The sequence below is a fragment of the Shewanella sp. 10N.286.52.E4 genome (assembly GCF_041468785.1).
In the GTDB taxonomy this organism is placed as follows: domain Bacteria; phylum Pseudomonadota; class Gammaproteobacteria; order Enterobacterales; family Shewanellaceae; genus Shewanella; species Shewanella electrodiphila.
Genome location: NZ_JBFRJJ010000002.1, coordinates 152,093 through 173,722, shown reverse-complemented (window position 1 = coordinate 173,722; position 21,630 = coordinate 152,093). Strand labels below are relative to the sequence as shown.

Below are 21,630 nucleotides of genomic sequence, written 5' to 3'. Positions count from 1 at the left end.
GTTTTTATATTACTATCACTCTTAACTGCGGTGATGTCGTTGCGTTAGATCATAAAATGAAAATTAACTCAATTAAGTGGCAATTCTTGAGTTTCCAGCTAATTGGCTGAGTGCAACATGATCAATAATAGTGATGTATTTACCTTTGACTTCAATCAAACCTGCTTTTTGAAACCTGCCCAGTAATCGACTAATTGTTTCAACCGTCAAACCAAGATAGTTACCAATATCACCACGGGTCATCGTTAACCTGAATTCATGAGGTGAGAAGCCTCGACTGCCAAAACGGTTTGCAAGATTATTGATGAATGCAGCAAGACGTTCTTCTGCATTTTTCTTCGACAATAACAAAATCATTTCTTGATCGCCCATGATCTCATTACTCATTAAACGCATTATTTGCTGTCTAAGCTTTGGCATTGTGCCAGAGAGAGTATCTAATGTGTCATATGGGATTTCACACACCATTGCAGTTTCTAAAGCTTGCGCAAAACTTTGGTGAATTTGAGAATGAATGCCATCAAAGCCTATAACGTCACCAGCTAAATGGAATCCGGTAATTTGTTCATCACCTTGCTCAGTGATAGTGAAGCTTTTGATTGTACCAGAGCGAATAGCAAATAAGGATTTGAGAGGATCACCTGACTTGAATATCTGGTCGCCTTTTTGTACTGGTTTTTTACGTTCAATAATTTCGTCTAGTTTATCTAGTTCGTTATTATCTAACGTGAAAGGAATGCAAAGTGACTCCATGCTGCAATCATGACAATGAATTGCACAACCACCAGTAGATGCACGAAGCTGTTTAGTTTGATCTGTAGGCATATATACTCTCAATTAATTACTACAATACCATGTTAAACTAATAACAAAGCTTGAGCTAGTTTAGCTGCATGATGGCGATATAAATAGTTTGTAAGCCAAATACTACAATCAAGATCCCACTTAAAAGTCGTACTTGCTTTTTTTGAACCCATCCAGCTAATTTTTTAGCGGTTAATCCAGCACTTAACAATGCAGGCAGTGTTCCAAGGCCAAAAGCAAACATCACCAAAGCTCCGTTCAATGCATCACCTGATGCAACTGACCAGGTTAAGGTACTGTAAACTAAACCACAGGGTAACCATCCCCAAATCATCCCTGCAATTGTTGCTTGAAACTGGGTTTTAATCGGCAACAATTTATTAGCAATAGGTTTGAGTAACGACCATAAACCTTTACCAAGTTTTTCAATATGGACGACTCCGAACCATATTTGGGCAATATAAAGTCCAGTTATTATCATCATAATGCCGGCAAGTATTCTTAAACCAATGAGATAACTGTCAACATCGAACATGTAGCCTAATGCAGCACTACTTGCTCCAGCCAACGCACCTGCAATCGTGTAACTCGCAATACGGCCAAAATTATAACTGAGTAAAAAACTTAATTGGTTTGCTAAACGATTTGAAGATGTTGCTGGCAAATTAGTAGCAAAAGCGCCAATTAAACCACCACACATTCCAAAACAATGTGCAGCGCCCATTAATCCGACCAGGAATGCTCCCCATACATTATATTCAATCAATTTGCGGAGTCTTTTTGGTTGCAGATTTATCCGAATCAATTAGCTCATCATTAAAAGAGTTAGCAGATACCACGTCATCATTGAGCGTCTTAGTATTATCTGTAGTCACAGTATTATCTGTAGTCACAGTAGGCTTATCTTCATCAAATAATATCGACACACTTTGCCTATCAAGATCATCGAATTGTTCTGATTTTACCGCCCAAAAAAATACGGCTACAGCGACCACGACGAAAAGCATGGCAATGGGAATTAATACGTAGATGATACTCATAGTTTTACCCTTAGCAGGCGAAGACTGTTAGAAACAACAATGATTGAGCTTATCGACATACCAATCGCCGCTATATACGGTACGACATGACCAGTTACGGCTAACGGCAATATAATGATGTTGTAAGCAAACGCCCAAATTAGATTTTGTTTTATTATTCTATTGGTTAGTTTAGCAAGTTTTATTGCTTGAATGAATTTAGAAAGATGATCGCCAAGTAAAATTAAGTCAGCGCTATTTTTAGCAATTGCGCTGCCACTTCCCATTGCTACAGATAAGTTGGCACCAGCGAGTACTGGGGCATCATTGATACCATCACCAAACATAGCAACCTGCTGTTTTTGTTGTAAATTATTTATCAATTCAAGTTTGTCTTGTGGGCTTAAGCCTGCATAAGCTTGTTGAATATTTAATTGACGGGCTATTTCAGTGACATGTTTACTGCTGTCACCACTTGCCATGCTGACTTGAATACCTAACGCCTGAAGTTCTGTTACAGCTTGTGCACTATCAATACGGATAGCATCTTGCAAAATAAAGCAGGAAGCTATTATGTCATCAATAGATAACCAAAGTAATTGGCCTTTACAATGTGACGCATCGAGGCCGACAAACTGAGCATTACCCAATTTGACGATATGTTTATTAACCTTGGCAGATATTCCTAGCCCAACATGGTGGATGATCTCTGTTGCGATAATGTCTGAGTTAACAAATGGTGCAAATGCTTTTGCGATGGGATGAATGGAACCCATTTCAAGCGCTGCAGCATAATTAAGAGCTGAATGCTCATTAACAAGTTCATCTGTAATGATTGTTTTTTGAATAGAGACAGTTCCGCACGTTAATGTGCCGGTCTTATCAAATACGACATGTTCAATTAATGGTAGCTTCTCAAATACGCCCGCTTTTTGAACAATAATCCCCAGTTTGGTAAATATTGCCGTAGAACATGTGATTGCTGTTGGTGTTGCTAATGCAAGTGCACAAGGGCAGGTGGCGACTAATACCGATAACATGACCCAGAAAGCATCATCTGGTGAAATAAATAGCCAACTAAAATAGGTGCTCCCCGCAATAGCAATGATGGCCGTTGAAAAATAGCTGGCAGATTTATCAACGAGCAAGGCAATTTTAGGTTTCGTATTAGAGGCTACCTCTTGTAACCGGATAATTTCAGCGACTAATTGATCTTGACCTAATGCGGTTACTCGAACAGTAATAGGTTGGTCTACATTAATGGTGCCAGCATACACGGTATCTCGCTCACTTTTGATAAATGGCATTTGTTCGCCAGTTAACATTGATTCATTTAAGCCTGATTTACCTGATAATATGATCCCATCAGCAGCAACGACTTCACCAGGCTTGATTAAAATGGTATCTCCAACTTTTAATCGTTTAGCTGGAATTTCAGTTACTTCACTAGTAGAGGAGTTATTTATTGAATCAGATATTAAATTAGCTGTTAACGGTACGAGTTTGTGTAGATTACTCGAACTGACGGATGCGGTTTGTTTTGCTTTTTGTTCGAAAAAACGCCCCAATAGCAAAAAGAAAGTGAACATGGTGACAGACTCAAAATACACTTCACCAGTGCCGTTTATTGTCGCGATACAACTGGCTATATAAGCGCCAGCGATAGCTAAAGAAACGGACAAATCCATATTGACCTTACCGCCGAGCAAACTTCTAACGGCACTGAAGTAAAAAGGTTGAGCAGAATAAAAGACCACAGGAGCGGCAAGCGTCATACTGACCCAGCGAAAGTAATCCCTCATTTCAGTATCTTCTAAAATGAAGTAGTCAGAATATAAAGCCAGTGCAAACATCATCACTTGCATGGTGACAAATGCAGCTAGTCCAAGACGAAGTAGAAACTTTCGCGATTCTTGTTTACTGAGTTTTTCTTGTTCGTCTATTTGATAGGGTGCAGCTTGATAACCAATACGGCTGATTTCTGATAGTATTTCACTGAGTTTTACACGAGAGTCATCCCAACAGACTAATGCTCTTTGGGTAGTAGAGTTGACCGCAATGCTAATTATGCCAGGAAGCTGTTTTAATTTATGTTCAATTAGCCAAGCACAAGCTGCACAAGTTATCCCTTCGATAGAAACTGAAAGCGTATTTTGGTTATCTTTTGAATGGACTAAGTCTTGTTGGATTTCAGGAAGATCGTACGCAGAAAATTGAGCCAACTCAGATGGAACAAGCGCAGTTTGCTTACTGCCTGGTTCACTTCTAAATTGATAATAGCTACTTAACCCAGAGTCGATGATGGCTTGTGATACAGCCTGACAACCAGGACAACACATAGGTTGTGCCTGATTATCAATAACGGTTGTAAATTCGCTACCAGTTAAAACAGGTTCATTACAGTGAAAGCAATTTTGCATGAAGATTAATTCAACCAGTATTCTACATCATCTTGTATATCAATACGTTGCTGGATACGCCAGCTATTATCAAAGCCTTGTAATCTTACATTCCACGGACCTGAAATTGCTTCAGATAAGCCGATTCTGAAATCACCGTTACCATCTGCAGTCGCATTGATTCTAAAATCTTTATCTTCAAGAGTCGGGTGAATGAAACTGACTTGAAGTGCGGCGCGGTATTCAGGGCCGCCGTGCTGGGAAATTTTTAATTCATGGTCATGAACTTCAATTAAAAACTGCATACCTAAGTTTTTAGCTTGTTTGATTTTACGTAAATCCATATTGATGGCTTTACCTTCTTTATAATAATCATCAGAAACCAGCGAGTCTGCATTATCAATTGCAATGCTCATTGCCACCATACTTTTAATGACAACGACAAGAAGTAGAACAACAATAAACCAAGGCCAAAAATGCTTATACCAGGGTTGAACATCAGACATAAAAAGGTCCTAAATATTAAGAATTATTATTATGTTATTTTACCTTGAAAAGGCTTAAGAATCACTTAAAAAAAAGGCTTCGTTTTCACGAAGCCTTTGATGTTACCGAGGTGTAACTATTTGTTTGATAAGCTATAAACGTAAGCAGATATTACGTGAACTTTTTCTTCACCTAAGATGTCGTTCCACGCAGGCATAACACCAGCACGACCGTTTGCAATTGATTGCATCACTTGCAAACGACTGCCACCGTATAACCAAGCATTGTCAGTTAAATCAGGTGCGCCCATAAACTTATTACCAGTGCCGTCCATTCCATGACAAGCAAAACAGCCTTTCATAAATGAACCTTGACCTTGCGCTGCTAACGTAGCGTCATGATCACGACCAGATAGTTTAAATACGTACTCAGCTAAGCCTTGTATTTCACTGTCTTCAATCGGTAAACCGCCTTTTGGAGGCATCATACCGTTTCGACCGTTCATGATAGAAGTCTTAATTGTGGCTAGTTCACCACCGTATAACCAATTACCATCAGTTAAATCAGGGAAACCAATACCACCACTACCTGTTGAACCATGGCATTGAGCACAATTTTGCAGGAACAAACGTCCACCAACTTTTAATGCTTCTTCATCTTTAACTAAATCTTCTAACGGTGTCGCTAGATATGCAGCAAAGATAGGACCATATTTTTCATCAGCAGCCGCAACTTCACGGTCATATTGTGATAAACGATTTTCAGCTTTAGCGAGTTCGACAGCAGCTTTCGAGTCAGCTTTAATACCTTCTTCGTAACCCACACTTTGGTTAGAACTCGTCCAACCAAATAAACCTTGGTAACTACCAAGACCTGGGTATAACGCTAGGTAAATCAGGCCAAAAACAATACTGAGATAGAACATGTATGCCCACCACTTTGGTAGTGGGTTGTTTAGTTCTTCAATACCGTCAAAGGTATGACCCATTGATTCGCCTTCTTCAATTCCGGTCTTGTTCTTTGAACAAGCACGTAAAAGGAAGAAACAACCAGCAATAACTAATAGCGTCGGAAAAATAATCCACACATTCCAAAAGATACTCATTACTTATTATCTCCTGAATGATTAGTTTGGCTTTTAATTTCTTCGTCAGAAAAAATCAGGTTAGCGGCTTCATCAAAACCAGCTTTGCTTTTAGAGCTATACGCCCAATAAAAGATGCCAGCAAATACGACCATAACAATAATGGTAAGAATGCCTTGTAACGTTCCGTAATCCATAATTGCCTCCTTATTTCAGCGCGTGGCCTAAAGACTGAAGGTAAGCGATTAACGCTTCTAATTCAGTTTTGCCTTCAACAGCCGCTTGAGCGCGAGCAATTTCTTCTTCGGTATACAAATTATGATCCGGATGGAAATTACTTAAGATTTGCATCTTCTTACCAGTGAGTTTTCCGTCTAGTTTATTTTCAGCTAACCAAGGGTAAGCTGGCATATTAGACTGTGGAACGACATCACGAGGGTTAATCAAATGCACTTCATGCCATTTGTCACTGTAACGACCGCCAACTCGAGCTAAGTCAGGTCCAGTACGCTTAGAACCCCACTGGAATGGGTGGTCCCAAACTGACTCACCAGCTACAGAGTAATGGCCATAACGTTCAGTTTCTGCACGTAAAGGGCGGATCATTTGGCTGTGACAGTTATAACAACCTTCACGGACATAAATATCACGACCTTCTGTCTGTAATGCAGTATACGGAATTAACCCTTCAACTGGTTCAGTTGTATCCTTAGAAAATAGCAACGGAGTGATCTGAACTAAACCACCAAAACTGATGGCAATAACAGTAAAGATACCTAGCAGACCGATGTTTTTTTCGATAATTTCATGATTAAATTTCATCGTTCTGCTCCTTATGCTTTTTCTTCAGCTAATGCTGGTAAAGTATCTTTAGGTGCATTAACGGTACGAATGACGTTGTACGCCATAATGAACATACCAGTTAAGAAGAACACACCACCAATAAAGCGGACAAAGTAGAATGGGTAAGAAGCTTCTAAGCTTTCAACAAAGCTATAAGTTAATGTACCGTCAGAGTTAACTGCACGCCACATTAGACCTTGCATCACACCAGAAATCCACATTGCTACGATGTATAACACGGTACCAATCGTCGCTAACCAGAAATGCACATTCACTAGGTTAGTACTGTACATACGGCCGTGACCGAATAACACAGGTATTAAGTGATATAGCGAACCGATAGAAACCATCGCAACCCAACCTAATGCACCAGAGTGAACGTGACCAACAGTCCAATCTGTGTAATGCGAAAGGGCGTTTACTGTTTTAATCGCCATCATTGGTCCTTCGAAGGTAGACATACCATAGAAAGATAATGAAACAACTAAGAATCGTAAAACTGGGTCGGTACGTAACTTATGCCAAGCACCTGATAACGTCATAATACCGTTAATCATGCCACCCCAAGATGGAGCAAATAAGATTAACGACATCACCATACCTAGAGTCTGAGTCCAGTCAGGTAACGCAGTATAATGAAGGTGATGTGGACCAGCCCAAATATACAATGCAATCAATGCCCAGAAATGGACGATAGAAAGACGGTAAGAATAAACAGGGCGACCAGCTTGTTTAGGTACGAAGTAATACATCATCCCTAAGAAACCTGCAGTTAGTAGGAAACCAACCGCATTATGTCCATACCACCACTGTACCATCGCATCGACTGCGCCTGAGTACATGGAATATGATTTGAATAAGCTCACAGGAACCGCCATTGAGTTAACAATGTGCAGTACTGCTACCGTGATAATGAAAGCACCAAAGAACCAGTTAGCAACATAAATGTGCGACGTAGTTCGTTTAATGATTGTGCCAAAGAACACTACTGCATAAGCAACCCAGACAATGGTAATTGCGATATCAATAGGCCACTCAAGTTCTGCATACTCTTTACCTGAGGTGAAACCCATTGGTAAGGTGATTGCAGCTGAGAGGATAATGGCTTGCCAACCCCAGAATGTAAATGCAGCTAATTTAGGTGCAAATAATCGGGTTTGACAGGTGCGTTGTACGATATAGTAGGATGTTGCGAAAAGGGCTGAAGTACCAAACGCGAAAATCACAGCATTCGTATGTAGCGGTCTAAGACGACTATACGTTAACCATGATGTTTCAAAGTTTAGTTGTGGCCAGATTAACTGGGCCGCAATCAATACACCAACTGCCATACCAACGATTCCCCACAAAACTGTGGTTAATGCGAATTGGCGAACAATAGTGTAGTTGTAATCAGCGCCTGTAGGCTGGGAATGATTCATCATAATGCTTCCACGGCTTATTACTTTTACTTTTAATTATAGTAAAGAAGAACTTTACCTGTTTAGGCTGACATTCGCTGAAAAAACAACCTAAAATGAAGTTGCTTTTTAACGCGCTGTCAAGGTGTTACCTCATGTTTTTTGTATCTATCATGAGGCAATGCAATGATACTTGAGCTGCGTCAAAAAAGATACTCAGAGAACCTGAGGAAACTTGATCCAGATCAATTTCCTAAAGATAATGTTATCAATTTGAATCATGAGGTTATTATTTGTGCGATTTTTAACAAAGTGTGCTTTCTTGTTATTTTTTATTGCTAATTTAGTAGGATGCGATTCTCAACCTCCAATCGAAGTAAGCAAAAGTGAAGTTGTTGATCAAACGTTATGTCAATTTGCTAAAGAAGTTTGTGAACAAAGTGTAAACAACCAAACCGTGTCTCTCATGATAAACCCTGTTTTCACACCAAGTGAAAAACCATTAGACATCCAACTTACGTTTTCAGTACCTGTAAGCGATGTACAGATTAGAATTGAAGGTCGCGATATGTTTATGGGCGTTATTCCAGTTAGACTAGAAACCGATGATCAAAAATCATTCAAGGGAACTGCAATTTATGGATCTTGCAGCAGTAATTATATGGTTTGGCGAACAATAGTGAGCTATAAACAAGATGGGGTCAGCAAGTCTACCTGGTTCGATTTTTTAGCTGATAACCAATAATAAGGCAATTAACATAAAAATATTAGTTAACAGCTTAAATCGTGTTGATAATCATTCTCATTAATATATAATTGCTATATTGAATTTTTGAGGACAACACAATGACACAACTTAATATTTCTATTCCACTTGATAAAATGGCTTCGCTTATCCAAAGTGGACACATCTGCGTTGCAGATATTAAAAGTTTAGATATAGAAACAAAAAAGCAGCTGTGGCAGCTATGTTTGATGTCTTGTAAGAAACGCGTGTATTGTGACGAGGCTGTGACAGCTAACCATCAATCACCTGAACTGATAGATGAGCAGCTTATTTCAATGTTTCGTAACGATTAGACACTATTTAGGATTAAAATATTAGGGATTAGACTTAAAAGGGGTTAGCTTCTTTATAGCATACTCATAATTCGTTTCGCACAATCTATAAAAACGCAATTTGATATAACCTAAAGCTTATAAGCAACTATCATCCGCTTTGTGCCTCATCAAATATTGTTTAAATTTTAAACTTACATAGAAATCCAAGCCATTTCTGTAGGCTTTGTGTTTATGTTTGTGTTTAGCATTCAATTTAATGATTCAATACACCTAGAATAGCTAAGTGCTTTAGAATCGATTCTCCACAAATATCACATTCTACTTCTAGATTATTCTCAAGCTTATATAGATTCTGATTTAGCTGGATAAGTCGTTCTAGTTTGTGATCATGTCATCGATATGCTTTATCTCATCTTGTAATTACATTTTCAGCATCAATGACATAATGGGTATCCCATTAAGTGTTTAGATTTCTACCTTAACAAGGTTATCAGTCAGCAACATTCTACGTTCTATCAATGTTGCTATTGCTTGTTTCATTGCTTGTTTAATGGATTGTTTAGTCATACTGCATGCTTCAAATCGTTAATCGTTATTCAAACTTACACATGTTTATTGGAAATTATTTTACTGTCACTTGATTTTAGTCACGCATCCTAAAGCATTACTACTAAAAAGACATCCTTAACGCACATCATTTTTTAAGATGATTATTTTTTTGTTACTTGTTAAAACTATTAACTTATCAACTGAACCGTTAGGATAAACAATGCATTGAAAATTTTCTTATCAATCTTGGTATAACTATATATGTCCAATCGTCAGTCTCAACAAAACAGCGTAAAAATAACGACATTAACTCAACTCGCTAGTTCAGCAAGTTATTCACTTTTGGATACCTTACATAGAGATCCAGATGCTACAAGTAGCGGTATTGATTACCAACCTCGACAAGTATTCTCAGGCCATTATGTCCCAGTTAGACCGACTCCTATTAAAGATCCCAAATACGTTGCACACAGTAAAAACTTGTTTTTAGAACTTGGATTTGACGACAGTTTGGCGACGTCCCCTGATTTTGTACGTCTATTTTCGGGAGACTTGTCTCAGGTTCCCGAGCCTATGCGTCAAGTCGGGTGGTCAACTGGTTATGCACTTTCTATTTACGGTACTGAATATATTCAGCAATGCCCATTTCAAACGGGTAATGGCTATGGCGATGGTCGCGCGATCTCAGTATTTGAAGCCGTTATCAACAACCAACGTTGGGAAATGCAATTAAAAGGAGGCGGGCGTACACCATACTGTAGAGGTGCTGACGGTCGAGCTGTATTACGCTCAAGTATTCGTGAGTTTTTAGCTCAAGAGCATATGCACGCTCTAGGTGTACCTACATCGCGTTCTTTAAGTTTGTATGTTTCAACGGATAAAGTACAACGTCCATGGTACTCGGAAGATTCACGCTCGGAAAATCCTGATATATTAATATCCGAATCTGTTGCGATTACAACGCGCGTCGCACCGTCCTTTATTCGTGTTGGACAACTTGAGCTTTTTGCTCGACGTGTCCGTCATCAAGAACACGCAAATGCATTGCAAGAACTCGAAAAGATAGTGTTACATTTAATACAGCGTGAATACGCTGATGTAATCGATAAGGAGCTTCCTTTAGCTGCACAAATAATTTTATTGGCAAAAGAGTTTAGAAGTCGGCTAACATCGCTCATCGGACAATGGATCCGAGTTGGTTTTTGCCAAGGTAATTTCAATAGTGATAATTGTGCAGCAGGTGGTTACACACTTGACTATGGCCCCTTTGGTTTTTGTGATGTTTTTGATCCTCAATACTCGCCTTGGACAGGTGGAGGACTACATTTTTCTTTGATGAACCAACCTAACGCAGCACAAAAAAACTTTGATAGTTTTTGTTCAGCTTTACGTCCTTTGTTATCTGATGAGCATGATTTTTTAAGACAATTTGATGAAATTCAAGAAGGTTTTTCAAATGTCATGCATACACAAATGAATACCATGTGGGCAAAAAAGCTCGGTTTTGAACATTTAAACATGAATAATCATCAGCAACTTTACAACTCGATGCTCAGTGAGCTAGACAAGCTGATGAAGCAAACGAAGGTTGATTATACTATTTTCTTCCGAGAGCTCTCCTCTATTCCAGACGATATAACCCCTTTGCAAAAAAGTTTTTATTCCGATTTAGCAGGGGGGGCAGATGAACAATCATTGAATCATCGCTGGAAAGTGTGGCTTGATGATTGGAAAGTACTTATCAACATTAGTATTAGTGATATCAGAGGTGATAATAGTATTGCAAACAGTACTCATAACAATGTTTCTGGACCACAATCGATCAAAGAAATATCTACACATATGAAACTTGTAAATCCCAAATATATTTTGCGTGAGTGGTTTGTTGTACCTGCTTATCAACAAGCCGCTGAAGGAAATTATGAATTGCTGCACGAACTGCAGGACGTAATGACACAGCCTTATGCAGAATTATCAAAGGATATAGAAGAAAAATACTATCGACTAAAACCGACTCAATTATTTGAAGTCGGGGGCTTGTCACATCTTAGTTGTTCATCGTGATGACAATGAAATACATAAGCCCATTGTAGATATGCAAAGCTTGTTCAACAGTATCAAGACGAGTAAATAGATAATTAGAAAGGAACAAATTTATCTAGCCGCTTAACAAGATAATTTTAATTGGCCAGTAGAACAAACTGGCCCATGCGGCGGTTAAATTTCACTGCTAATTATTTAGCATCACGAACCAAGCGGACCCAATTATTTATGGAAATGTAATCACTTGCCATTTCAGAAGCAAGTTCATAATCCGATGGTTTACCACTTTTCGGATCGCTTCGTTGCGCACCAGCCCCGTGCCAATCAAAATATTCTGTAGCATTTGAGTCTTTCTTGCTCCAAGCTTGCGCAAACGAAATATAAACAGCAGTGTGTTTAAAGTCGCCTTGAGTCGTACTCGTCCAAACATAATAGGCGTCCTGTTGTGATTTAAATTCAGTCTGGGTCACGTTAAAAAACTCAGTGTTTATTGTTGGTAAGTCTTTTTTCTCATAATCAACTAATGATTGAAGCTCTTTGGCATTGGGTAATCGCCAATCGCTATAACCTGCAAGCAAAGCGTTATCTGCAAAAGCTAGAGCTTTGACCCAATCCATTTGTTGACCACTATCATTTTTAGCCCACATCAAACCAGTTGATTGGTCAGTGATAGTGCCATTATTGTTATCAATATAGTCCATATCATAGAGCGTTGTAGTATTGCGAACTGCACGTACAAAATTGCCAGGTACAAACATATGGTCAGATTTTTGAATGGTAGTTTGATCGAAAAACAAGCCTGTTTCATATGATTTAATATGCCCATCAGCAAAGTTAAAGCCAAACCCTCCCTGAAGACCGCCATGTGCAGTAAAGTTTTGCACTGCGCTTTTATTGTAAACAGTACTTGACCAGAAAGCGCCAGCAAATGGAATACGTTTATCATAATTGAAATCAAAATAAGCGGTATCAAGGTACGGACGACTCTCCTGACCACTTTCAGGCTTCATTAGTTGCCCATCAAAATTGGCCAGTGAATACAGTTCTTTAATTGTAGGTAAACGCCAATCATCGTAACCACCTAAGGTCATATTGTTTATCACTTTAGTTGATTCAGCTAAATTCCTTTTGGTCGTATCATGGCTTTTCTGCCACATTAACCCGGTATTTAAGTCTGTCACCGTTCCATCTTCATTATCTTTATAACTCAAAGAGTTACCTTCAATTGAAGCGTCTTGACCAGTAAACAAGCTACTATTAGAGATGGATAAAGGCTTTCCCTTTACATCATATTGAACACTTTGGCCGGTATCTGGTAATTTTTGGGTTTCTATTTGGGCATATACAGGATTCAACAGGGTAAACATGAATACTGAAAATAATGATACGTTGAACACAATAGACATTTAGCGATCCTTTGTCGTGACTTACAGGGATTATGCAGACAACGAATATATTAGAGTAATCACAGAAAGATACTCATTACTTAACTATAGGTCATTGATTTATAGGATGTTAGGTCAAAGTAGGGCGCATGGCCCCGCTCTGATTTCTGAGCTATATTGCTTTTATTCGTTGTAATAGGTGTGTAGCTGATAAGGTGTACCACCGTAGGTGTAGTCAGTTGCAATTAAATTCACAACTTCTCCTTTTTCAATACCACGTAGTGATGTTTCAATAATTAATTCACCAGTTGAGGCGTTATAAATATAAACATCGTAGTCACCACTTTCTAATTCATAATCAGCATTGCCCATATAACTGAGTTCAATTTGTGCAGAATAAGTATCTGGGTTACTGCCATCATTTATAATCAAAACATCAATAGCATCACTTTTTATATCATCAATACTGTGGCTTATTAAAACTTTCGCGTGAGTGTCTATAATTCGAAGCTCTTCTTCGTAATCATTTACTGTAATGGATGATGATGTATCACCCGATGTTAAGATAAGCATGCGACTACTAGGCTGTAAATCAACGCAGAATGTATCAATTTTTTCTTCTTTAATACTATCCATTATGTAAAAGCTGCGCGTATCGCTCGTATCTACATTTTCAATTTCAATATCAACTAGATTAGACAAAGCACCAAATTCTAATGTATTAGCTATCAAGTTGGCTTCGTTATCGATATCTGGATCGGTTAAGTAAATGTCGAGAAAAATGTCTGAGTAATCAGGAGCAGAGATACCATGTGAGAAACGTATCTTTGCTGCTTGCGCTTCATTTGTGAGTTCTCGAGCACTGTCTGTTTCAATGTTTATAATGCTATATACAGGATCGTATGAACCTGCAGTTAGGTAGTTAGTCAACGCAAATATTTGAGCATCACCAGTTGATACTGTAATACTGTAATACTGTCACTCGATGCAATAATATTATCTGTACCAGATTCAGTTAAAACCAATTTATAAATACCTGATTGTATTTCGACTTCATCACTCGAATTTTCATATGATAAAGTGTGATCGGCGACTTTGTTTAATAAATCTTCTCCTTCGTTTAACCAATAAACATCGATATCAAATGCTGAGTTTGATAAATGAATAAACTGAATTATTGCATCATAGTTTTCATCAAAATCTTCATCGAATAATTCTGAAATATCAGTCGTTAATGTAAGCGAAGATGGCACATCAGTATCACCATAAATTATATATGTACTAATTATATCGTTGGACACACTAACACCATCATTGCTAGTGAATTCGTCGTTTGAGGAGTTAGGTAAAATTTGATTAAATCCTAAGTCGTAGCTGTCCTTCGCTACAGACTCAATAGTGCTAGCATCTCCGAATGCTAATTCAGCGATAGATTGATCATCGACCAGAAATTCGATGATAGGAGACTGGGGAACTAAATTTACAAACTGGTAATAGCCAGTTGAACTCGTAGAATCGCTAACTTCATCAAGCAGATCCTCAGCCCATTCACAAGCTGTTAAGGTTAACGATATGCCGACAATTAAACTTGTAATAATTGTTTTTTGCTTTTTTCCCTTAAACATAATCAATGTATACCCAAATGAATTTGATGCATCAATTATACTTTTGCAAAGTGTATAGTTTCGTCAGTATTAAGGAAAAAATGTGGAGCTTTAGTATAAGTAAGTCAATTAAGCCTATGCCTAAATTATTTTGCCCCATAAAGAGTTAGTATTTAACTCGTTGCAACACAGAGGGTTGCAATGTTTAAGATAAATCCATTATTACTGGTTTTTATGTGGCTATCTATAAGGAGTCATGTTGAACACCATTACTTAAAAGACAATAGTAAGACTAAAAGGCCGTAATATTTGAGTTGTTTTATTCTAAATAGGTTAGGGTAATTAAAACGAGTAAAGAGTAATTACACCTTGCTCAATCTATAAAAGGCGCCTTTGCCATCTCGTTAAATTGGCTAACTTGCAAACGGTAACTTTGGGGGAATCGCCAGGAAAACCTTAAAATATTTCTATATAAATTCACAATGTCATAGCGAACGACAAACCAAACGGCTCTAGTCAAAGTAATAAGTTAGGACCTCAAATAACATTATTTAAAATAAAACTTTCTAAGTGTTTAGACCTCAACAAACTCCAATAAACGCCTAAAAAACAACCAAATAGATGCTGAAAGTCACACAGCCCACCAAGATAACCAACAAAAAAACACCATTAACCAACTTAACTTGAGATTATTTTCATTGTTAATAACATTCAATTGGTCTACTTTACCATAAGCTTATGGTCAAAAAGACTTATAGTTACCTCGTAGTAAAAAAAATAAAAAAGCGATTTTATAAAATGACTAATTAAAAATACAATACTCTTCAGGAAATATAAATGAATATACAAAACGATAGATTTAAATTATCCAGGACAAGCTTACTCGTTTCACCTTTATTACTATTATTGTCGGCATGTTCAGATGATGACAAAAAAACACCCGTTGTGCCTCCAATACCCGTAGTGCCTCCAGTCGTGGAAGTCGATCCCGATCCGTTAGTGACTAATTTAGTGGAAGCGGCAAACAAAGCAAATAAACGCATTGGTACTGCGTTAAGTCATGGTGTTTTAAGCAATAACGAGACTGACTATATCGACATAGTAAAGAAAGAATTTAACTATGTGACTCCTGAAAATATAGGTAAATGGGGATCTATTCAAAATGCTACCTCTGACGTTTGGGATTATGACGCTTTAGATAGCATGATCGATTTTGTCGAAGATAATGATATAGCGTTTAAAGGCCACGCATTAGTATGGCATCGCCAAGCACCATCTTTTGTTAATGGTGATGTAACAGCTGAAGATTTAACCATATTAATTAATGCGCATATCGATGCTACGGCTGCGCGTTATAGTGGACAAATATATGCGTGGGATGTGGCAAACGAAGTGATGGGTGATGATGCTAATTATCGTGACTCTGTATTCTTTGAAAAGCTAGATAAAAACTACATTGCTGATGCGTTCACTAGAGCACATGTTGCAGATCCTGAGGCGAAGTTGTTTTATAACGATTACAGTATCGATAACATCAATGCTAAGTCTGATGCTGTATTTACCATGGTTTCAGAATTAATCAATGCTGAAGTCCCGATTCACGGGGTGGGTTTTCAAATGCATTTAGATGCATCAAATGCACCATCAACCCAGCAAATGACCGATAACCTGCAACGTTTTGCTGATTTGGACTTAGACGTTAACATCAGTGAAATTGATGTGCGTTTATCCGCCTTACCTTGGGACCAAGTGACTAAACTGGCTATTCAACAACAGGTATACCATCGTGCAGTCAATGCATGCATGAATGTTGACCGTTGTGACGCTGTCACGGTTTGGGGGTTCACAGACAAATATAGTTGGATTGATGGCGAGTTTGGACCCGATGATCCACTTTTATACACTGCTGATTACCAAAGAAAACCGGCTTATTTTGCGATAGCTGATGCCTTTATGGGTATTGAAGCTGATGAATCAGGTGTGATGCCAAACTTAATTGCCAATGGTAACTTTGAAATAGGCACAGACGGCTGGACAACCTTAGGCGAAACAACGACAAGAACCACTGAATATCAACAGAATGGAATAACATCGCTGTTATCTTCAGCAAGTGAAGATGCTAAAGCGACAGCTAGCATTGATATCACCAACTTACTTAAGGCAAACAGCGTTTATGACCTTGAAGCTTGGGTGATGAATGCTAACGAAACTACATTAGCAAGCTCTGTAAATGTAATGCTCGAATGTGTCACTGAAGAAGTGACTACTATCGTTGTTAATTCAGTCGTTGCCAGCAACACTGAATTTAGCCAATTATCAGGTTCATTTTCCGTACCTAATTGTGAGCTTGTCAACGCCACTATATCAGTTGAAGGCGCTGATGTAAGTGAAGATTTTTACTTAGATGCAGTAAGCCTTCGACCACAAACTTTAATGCCTAACACTGATGGATTTGGCGATAACCTGTTAGCTAACAGTGATTTTGAAATTGATGCTTCAGGATGGGAAGGTTACGACACATCAGCAGTTGCAATCACCACAAGCAAAGTATTTGCCGGAAGCCAAAGTCTAGTCGGTACTGCGCGTACCCAAGAATACCAAGGGCCATCAACGAATATTTTGAGTCTTGTTGAGTCAGGCCAAACTTACCAATTGTTTGCTCGAACGGCAATTAGTGAAGGTTTAGCTCAAGTTAAAGCGACAATTAGTGCAACCTGTTCAGATGGTGTTAAGTACTTAGGCACTGGTGCTACGGAGGCTAACTCAACTGATTGGTCTTTAATTGCGGGGCAGGTAACGTTACCTACCTGTGCGATGAGCGATGCCATTCTTTATTTTGAAGGCCCTGCAGTGGGTATTGATATCTATGTCGATGACGTTACTTTTCATCAAGAAAAGAAAGATCTAGGTCCTAACTTAGTAACAAACAGCGACTTTGAAATAAACACTGATGGCTGGTCAGTTTGGGGCGGCACATTAGCCAGCTCAACAAACTATGCCAACACAGGTAATAGTAGTGCTTTACATAGTGATAGAACAGGGACTTGGCAAGGCCCGATATTTAATTTACAGCCTTTTGCTGAAACCGGTAAGACCTATGAAATTACCACATATGCCCGCATTGAAAATACTAATGAAGATCTGCTAAACATTACCTTGAAAACCTTATGTGAAGGTGATGAAGAAGCTGATGCATCTTACACTCAACATGGTGCTATAACGGTTACCAATAGCGAGTGGACAAAGTTAACCGGTAGTTTAGTGTTACCAAATTGTGCGCTAACTAGTGCCGTTGTATATTTTGATGGCCCCGCAATTGGTGTCGATATTTATATCGATAGCGTGTCTATTACCAGTGACATTACTGTGGACACTGATAATTTATTGACCAATTCAACCTTTGAATCGGGTATAAATGGCTGGGCAACTTGGGGGGCAAACATTGAAGAAAGTACTGATTTTGCGCATACAGGTGAAAAATCAGCGTTAGTTAATTCACGTACCAATGATTGGCAAGGACCTGTTTACGACTTTTTGGGTCGAGGAGTTGCAAACACCCCTTATGATATAAGCGGTTGGATAAGAGTTGCAGGTTCTGACAGTGAAAACGTTAGCATTAACATCAAGCAAACCTGTGAAGGTTCAGAGGCGATTTACACCGAGGCAAGCCCAGCCGTTACTGTATCAGACAGTGATTGGACATTAGTGAGTGGTACATTTACACCCCCTGATTGTGAATTAACTGAGCTCTCGGTGTATTTTTCTAATGCCGCAGTAGGTGTTGATATTTATTTAGACGACGCAGTAGTTAAGTTGGCTTCTGTAGAATAAATAGACTCTGTTTATTTACTCAATAAGTATGCCGTTTAGTAAATAGTACCCAAATAAGCATAGATTTATATCGAGCAGAGGGGCGTTTCATCAAGTTCTGACCTCAAGCATTGTTTGTAGATTAATTAAATTAATTTATCTAATCTACAATATCGTTATATGTTTATTTAGCAAACTATCTATAAGGAATGTTGATAATTAATTATCAACATTCTTTTTTTAAACTGCCATCATTAGATTGTTTGTTAATATCACAACAAACCAGCTCGAGTATCGCTATAAATAAGTTCTTCTAATAGATTAATGACATTTGAATATTGCGATTGAAAATCTCTTATTTGGTTTTAGATAATTTAAAACCACAAACACTTTTACAACAGCAGTTGGCTTTAACCGCAGTTCATATCGAATAGAGCACTGAACGAACTTTCGAATCCTTAAAGAAACATCCAATTTAACATAATATACATTGTGCGTAGTTATATGTGTTCGTATTAATCGTGCAGTTTTAACAAGCATCCGCCACTTTACAGGCAAAACAGCACATTATTTATGGCGTCGCTACGTGAAATCTGAAGCTAACACCCTTGATACTCATTCAGATTTCACATACAAGCGCCTAAGTTTTAGGCTAAATGATCCAGTGGTTTGTTAGCAGCACTTTGATGACGTTCTGTTTGTGTGGTGTGCAAGTACTGTGACGTTGTATCAATGCTTTCGTGTCCGGCATCAGCTTGAACATGCGATAACGGCCTTTTATTAATATTGATGTCATGAGTAATACCAGTATGCCTGATATTATGTGCTGATAGTTTCCTCATCAATTCACTGTCATGATCAAAGCCATCTTCTAATGCTTTATCTGCTGCAAGATTGATGAGCGTATCTATTTCTTCTCTTATTTGCCTGATACCTAAATTTGCATTTAACTCACCAGAGTCTCGGCCATGAGAAGCTGCTTTGTGTCTAATAAAAATTGGGTGTTGCTCATTAATATTAGGTAAATCACTAAGTCCAAGGAAATGGCGATATGTTTGAAGACCGTCTAACAGTGACGCAGATATTGCAATACTTCTAGCTTTGCCGCTTTTTGAAAATGGTACGTAGAAATACCAAATGCCATTGTGAGCATCTTTTCTAAACTGACTCATCATTGGTGAGTAACCAGCACGGGCGCTAATCTCAGAAATACGTAAGTAACAGCTATATAATATGTTGATTAAAAACAAACTTCGTTGATGTTTTTCTGGTTCTTTTTCTGCCAATCCAGTTACTGTACTGACGACATATGACCATTGTAATTTAGTAAAAGCATGATGGTTGTCATCGTCATTTTTTACGTATTTACGATTAACAGCAAAACGACTGTGTTTTAACCATAATTGTGCAGGATTTCGCTCAGTATATTCTTCACTATTTAAATAGCCGTAAAATGATGAAATAATTGCAATTTTAGTCTTTAATGCATTCTCACTTAGGCTGTATGGCAATTGTTTACCAAGCTTTTTCTTACCGATAAACGGTCTCCATGCAGAATTTGGATACCTTATTCCTGTAGGTTTATCTGTCTTAAATTGTGCCACATTAAAATAGCCAACAAGATCAATTGGCGGGTTTTCACAGTAGTTTATATAACGGGCAATATCCTTACGCGTTACTTGAATCGGTGAAAGTGACGCGACATCAAAACACCAATGCAAGAACGTTGTTAGCTCGCTACGATACGCTTTGTAATTATTCTCAGATTGTTTTTGTTCAAATAACCAATCGGAACAATGCTCAATAATTAAGCCAGCATCTGGCACTTTATGAAGCGTTATCGTGGTGATATGTTGATTAACAAAGCTATTACCCGCAAGGATAAAGTCAGCGGAATCAAATAGAGGGTAAACTGGAGGTTTCTCGTTTAGCATAATCTTATCTTGCTGAAATAATTGATTAATTATACCAGATTTACTTAATGCCGATAACGTTATTTATCGGCACAAAAATAGCCGTTTATATTGAATTTATTACCTTTAAGTTAAATTACCGCAAGTATTTTTTTCAGTAGTGTTTCTGCATTTGTAGGTTTTACAATGTAATCAATAGCACCCAATTCACGGCATTCGATAAAGCTTTCTTTGTCTGTGTTGCTTGTTAGCATAATGATTGGAACCTGGCTTAATTCATTAATTTCTTTTATGGCTTTTAGTGTTTGAATTCCATCCATTACTGGCATATCAATATCCAATAACACAAGTTCTGGCTGACAGTTTTTTAGTTTGTTTAGTGCTTCAGCCCCATTAGTTGCGACTTCAACATCAAAGCCTTTGGGTTTTAAAATTGTGGTAATAATTTTAAGCATTACATTTTGATCATCAACCACAAGTACTAAAGGCATTTTTTTCTTAAAGCTAGGCTTAGCAGCCCTTACCTTGCTGCCTATTTCGTTAAAATATTTCTGATTATGGGCCTTAAAATTTTCAACTCTAGGTTTAATCTTTTCTACTTGCACTTTGACTTCAGCACTCTCAGTCATATCTCCTTTGCATAACTGATCGACTTCAGAAATAAGCTCGGTTAGTAAATTATGTTGTATGCCCTTTTCGTCTGTTAAAGATGTTTCAACTTCATGCAGCTGCTGTGAAACAGATTGTAATTTTTTAATCACTGCCTTTTTATCTTGTTGGTAAGAGTTAACTTTATCTTGGCTGGTTAATAAGTCACCCATTTGCGTTATTGAAAGCCTAATCCTATTCATATCATATACGGGTCTAAAAGTTTCATAGCTATAGAAGCGCCCTTTCGAACACTCAAAATAGGCAGCTTCACGATGTTCTCTGCAACAGATTAATAAAGATAAATATTTATCACTATGGATTTTCTTGTTTTTATTGAGTTCTACAAAAATATCATTAAATTCAATTGCTTCTTCAGTTTTTTCAAAAGCATAAATAAATAACACTGGCTGAGATTTATCCGTCATAAAAGCAATAAATTGTTCTTGGTTAGTATTAACATCGCAGTACAAAATACTTTGATATTTATTTCTAAGGATTTCTTGAATCACTTTTTTAATTTCAATTGAATGATAAAAAACCACCACACTCATTAAATTGTCCATAAACCGCCCTGTTGC

18 protein-coding genes are annotated in these 21,630 nt (G+C 38.0%); 4 read left to right on the top strand and 14 right to left on the bottom strand.

Annotated features, from left to right (window positions below; genetic code table 11):
* Positions 1-72: 72 nt before the first annotated feature.
* From etrA to ccoN, 9 genes are all read right to left on the bottom strand, one after another.
* The gene (etrA, locus tag AB4153_RS01045; protein WP_102527312.1) at positions 73-825 is read right to left on the bottom strand and encodes an electron transport transcriptional regulator EtrA; all 753 of its coding nucleotides are present in this window, start codon (positions 823-825) and stop codon (positions 73-75) included.
* 55 nt (positions 826-880) lie between these two features.
* Positions 881-1,570: a sulfite exporter TauE/SafE family protein gene (locus AB4153_RS01040; RefSeq protein WP_102527313.1), complete on the bottom strand. Its 690-nt coding sequence runs from the start codon at positions 1,568-1,570 to the stop codon at positions 881-883.
* A complete protein-coding gene (ccoS, locus tag AB4153_RS01035) occupies positions 1,563-1,844 on the bottom strand; it encodes a cbb3-type cytochrome oxidase assembly protein CcoS (protein ID WP_371996077.1) in 282 nt (93 codons plus the stop codon). The genes AB4153_RS01040 and ccoS overlap by 8 nt, the downstream gene beginning before the upstream one ends.
* Positions 1,841-4,243 carry a heavy metal translocating P-type ATPase gene (locus tag AB4153_RS01030; RefSeq protein ID WP_371996075.1) on the bottom strand — a complete coding sequence of 801 codons (2,403 nt, stop codon included), beginning with the start codon at positions 4,241-4,243 and terminating at the stop codon, positions 1,841-1,843. The genes ccoS and AB4153_RS01030 overlap by 4 nt, the downstream gene beginning before the upstream one ends.
* A gap of 5 nt (positions 4,244-4,248) precedes the next feature.
* A complete protein-coding gene (locus AB4153_RS01025; RefSeq protein WP_102527315.1) occupies positions 4,249-4,728 on the bottom strand; it encodes a FixH family protein in 480 nt (159 codons plus the stop codon).
* 116 nt (positions 4,729-4,844) lie between these two features.
* Positions 4,845-5,813: a cytochrome-c oxidase, cbb3-type subunit III gene (gene ccoP, locus AB4153_RS01020; RefSeq protein ID WP_102527316.1), complete on the bottom strand. Its 969-nt coding sequence runs from the start codon at positions 5,811-5,813 to the stop codon at positions 4,845-4,847.
* Entirely contained in the window at positions 5,813-5,989 is a 177-nt protein-coding gene (locus AB4153_RS01015; protein WP_102527317.1) for a cbb3-type cytochrome c oxidase subunit 3, read from the bottom strand. Before AB4153_RS01015 ends, ccoP begins: the two co-directional genes overlap by 1 nt.
* 10 nt (positions 5,990-5,999) lie before the next feature.
* Positions 6,000-6,614, bottom strand: coding sequence for a cytochrome-c oxidase, cbb3-type subunit II (gene ccoO, locus AB4153_RS01010; RefSeq protein ID WP_102527318.1), 615 nt, complete (start codon positions 6,612-6,614; stop codon positions 6,000-6,002).
* Positions 6,615-6,625: 11 nt separating this feature from the next.
* Positions 6,626-8,059 (bottom strand): cytochrome-c oxidase, cbb3-type subunit I, encoded by a 1,434-nt coding sequence (ccoN, locus tag AB4153_RS01005; protein ID WP_102527319.1) that lies wholly within the window; start codon positions 8,057-8,059, stop codon positions 6,626-6,628.
* A 271-nt stretch (positions 8,060-8,330) separates the two neighbouring features.
* Here ccoN and AB4153_RS01000 point away from each other — a divergent pair, with 271 nt between their 5' ends.
* The 3 genes from AB4153_RS01000 (at position 8,331) to AB4153_RS00990 (ending at position 11,710) form a co-directional block, all read left to right on the top strand.
* Positions 8,331-8,780, top strand: a complete 450-nt coding sequence (locus AB4153_RS01000; RefSeq protein WP_248956429.1) for a hypothetical protein — start codon at positions 8,331-8,333, stop codon at positions 8,778-8,780.
* Positions 8,781-8,881: 101 nt separating this feature from the next.
* Positions 8,882-9,115 (top strand): hypothetical protein, encoded by a 234-nt coding sequence (locus AB4153_RS00995; protein WP_102527321.1) that lies wholly within the window; start codon positions 8,882-8,884, stop codon positions 9,113-9,115.
* A gap of 792 nt (positions 9,116-9,907) precedes the next feature.
* A complete protein-coding gene (locus AB4153_RS00990; protein ID WP_371996072.1) occupies positions 9,908-11,710 on the top strand; it encodes a YdiU family protein in 1,803 nt (600 codons plus the stop codon).
* Between the two features lie 170 nt (positions 11,711-11,880).
* Here AB4153_RS00990 and AB4153_RS00985 read toward each other — a convergent pair whose 3' ends face one another.
* The 3 genes from AB4153_RS00985 to AB4153_RS00975 all read right to left on the bottom strand — a co-directional run bounded on the left by AB4153_RS00985 (position 11,881) and on the right by AB4153_RS00975 (position 14,699).
* Positions 11,881-13,095, bottom strand: a complete 1,215-nt coding sequence (locus AB4153_RS00985; protein ID WP_371996070.1) for a DUF1566 domain-containing protein — start codon at positions 13,093-13,095, stop codon at positions 11,881-11,883.
* 162 nt (positions 13,096-13,257) lie between these two features.
* Entirely contained in the window at positions 13,258-14,004 is a 747-nt protein-coding gene (locus AB4153_RS00980) for a hypothetical protein (protein WP_371996068.1), read from the bottom strand.
* The gene (locus AB4153_RS00975; protein WP_371996066.1) at positions 14,001-14,699 is read right to left on the bottom strand and encodes a hypothetical protein; all 699 of its coding nucleotides are present in this window, start codon (positions 14,697-14,699) and stop codon (positions 14,001-14,003) included. The genes AB4153_RS00980 and AB4153_RS00975 overlap by 4 nt, the downstream gene beginning before the upstream one ends.
* An 816-nt stretch (positions 14,700-15,515) precedes the next feature.
* On the opposite strand from AB4153_RS00975, the gene AB4153_RS00970 reads away from it, so the two are divergent.
* On the top strand, positions 15,516-18,509 hold the full coding sequence (locus AB4153_RS00970; protein WP_371996064.1) for an endo-1,4-beta-xylanase: 2,994 nt from the start codon (positions 15,516-15,518) through the stop codon (positions 18,507-18,509).
* Between the two features lie 626 nt (positions 18,510-19,135).
* Here AB4153_RS00970 and AB4153_RS00965 read toward each other — a convergent pair.
* Both AB4153_RS00965 and AB4153_RS00960 read right to left on the bottom strand, forming a co-directional pair.
* The gene (locus AB4153_RS00965) at positions 19,136-20,422 is read right to left on the bottom strand and encodes a tyrosine-type recombinase/integrase (protein WP_371996062.1); all 1,287 of its coding nucleotides are present in this window, start codon (positions 20,420-20,422) and stop codon (positions 19,136-19,138) included.
* Positions 20,423-20,532: 110 nt separating this feature from the next.
* Positions 20,533-21,615, bottom strand: coding sequence for a PleD family two-component system response regulator (locus AB4153_RS00960; protein WP_371996061.1), 1,083 nt, complete (start codon positions 21,613-21,615; stop codon positions 20,533-20,535).
* Positions 21,616-21,630 lie beyond the last annotated feature (15 nt).

Coding starts and splice junctions, on each gene's coding strand:
- AB4153_RS00975 (WP_371996066.1), bottom strand. CDS start 14,699: ATGTTTAAGGGAAAAAAGCAAAAAACAATTATTACAAGTTTAATTGTC.
- AB4153_RS00985 (WP_371996070.1), bottom strand. CDS start 13,095: ATGTCTATTGTGTTCAACGTATCATTATTTTCAGTATTCATGTTTACC.
- AB4153_RS00970 (WP_371996064.1), top strand. CDS start 15,516: ATGAATATACAAAACGATAGATTTAAATTATCCAGGACAAGCTTACTC.
- ccoS (WP_371996077.1), bottom strand. CDS start 1,844: ATGAGTATCATCTACGTATTAATTCCCATTGCCATGCTTTTCGTCGTG.
- AB4153_RS00995 (WP_102527321.1), top strand. CDS start 8,882: ATGACACAACTTAATATTTCTATTCCACTTGATAAAATGGCTTCGCTT.
- AB4153_RS01030 (WP_371996075.1), bottom strand. CDS start 4,243: ATGCAAAATTGCTTTCACTGTAATGAACCTGTTTTAACTGGTAGCGAA.
- AB4153_RS00965 (WP_371996062.1), bottom strand. CDS start 20,422: ATGCTAAACGAGAAACCTCCAGTTTACCCTCTATTTGATTCCGCTGAC.
- AB4153_RS01015 (WP_102527317.1), bottom strand. CDS start 5,989: ATGGATTACGGAACGTTACAAGGCATTCTTACCATTATTGTTATGGTC.
- ccoO (WP_102527318.1), bottom strand. CDS start 6,614: ATGAAATTTAATCATGAAATTATCGAAAAAAACATCGGTCTGCTAGGT.
- AB4153_RS00960 (WP_371996061.1), bottom strand. CDS start 21,615: ATGGACAATTTAATGAGTGTGGTGGTTTTTTATCATTCAATTGAAATT.
- ccoN (WP_102527319.1), bottom strand. CDS start 8,059: ATGATGAATCATTCCCAGCCTACAGGCGCTGATTACAACTACACTATT.
- AB4153_RS01025 (WP_102527315.1), bottom strand. CDS start 4,728: ATGTCTGATGTTCAACCCTGGTATAAGCATTTTTGGCCTTGGTTTATT.
- etrA (WP_102527312.1), bottom strand. CDS start 825: ATGCCTACAGATCAAACTAAACAGCTTCGTGCATCTACTGGTGGTTGT.
- ccoP (WP_102527316.1), bottom strand. CDS start 5,813: ATGAGTATCTTTTGGAATGTGTGGATTATTTTTCCGACGCTATTAGTT.
- AB4153_RS00990 (WP_371996072.1), top strand. CDS start 9,908: ATGTCCAATCGTCAGTCTCAACAAAACAGCGTAAAAATAACGACATTA.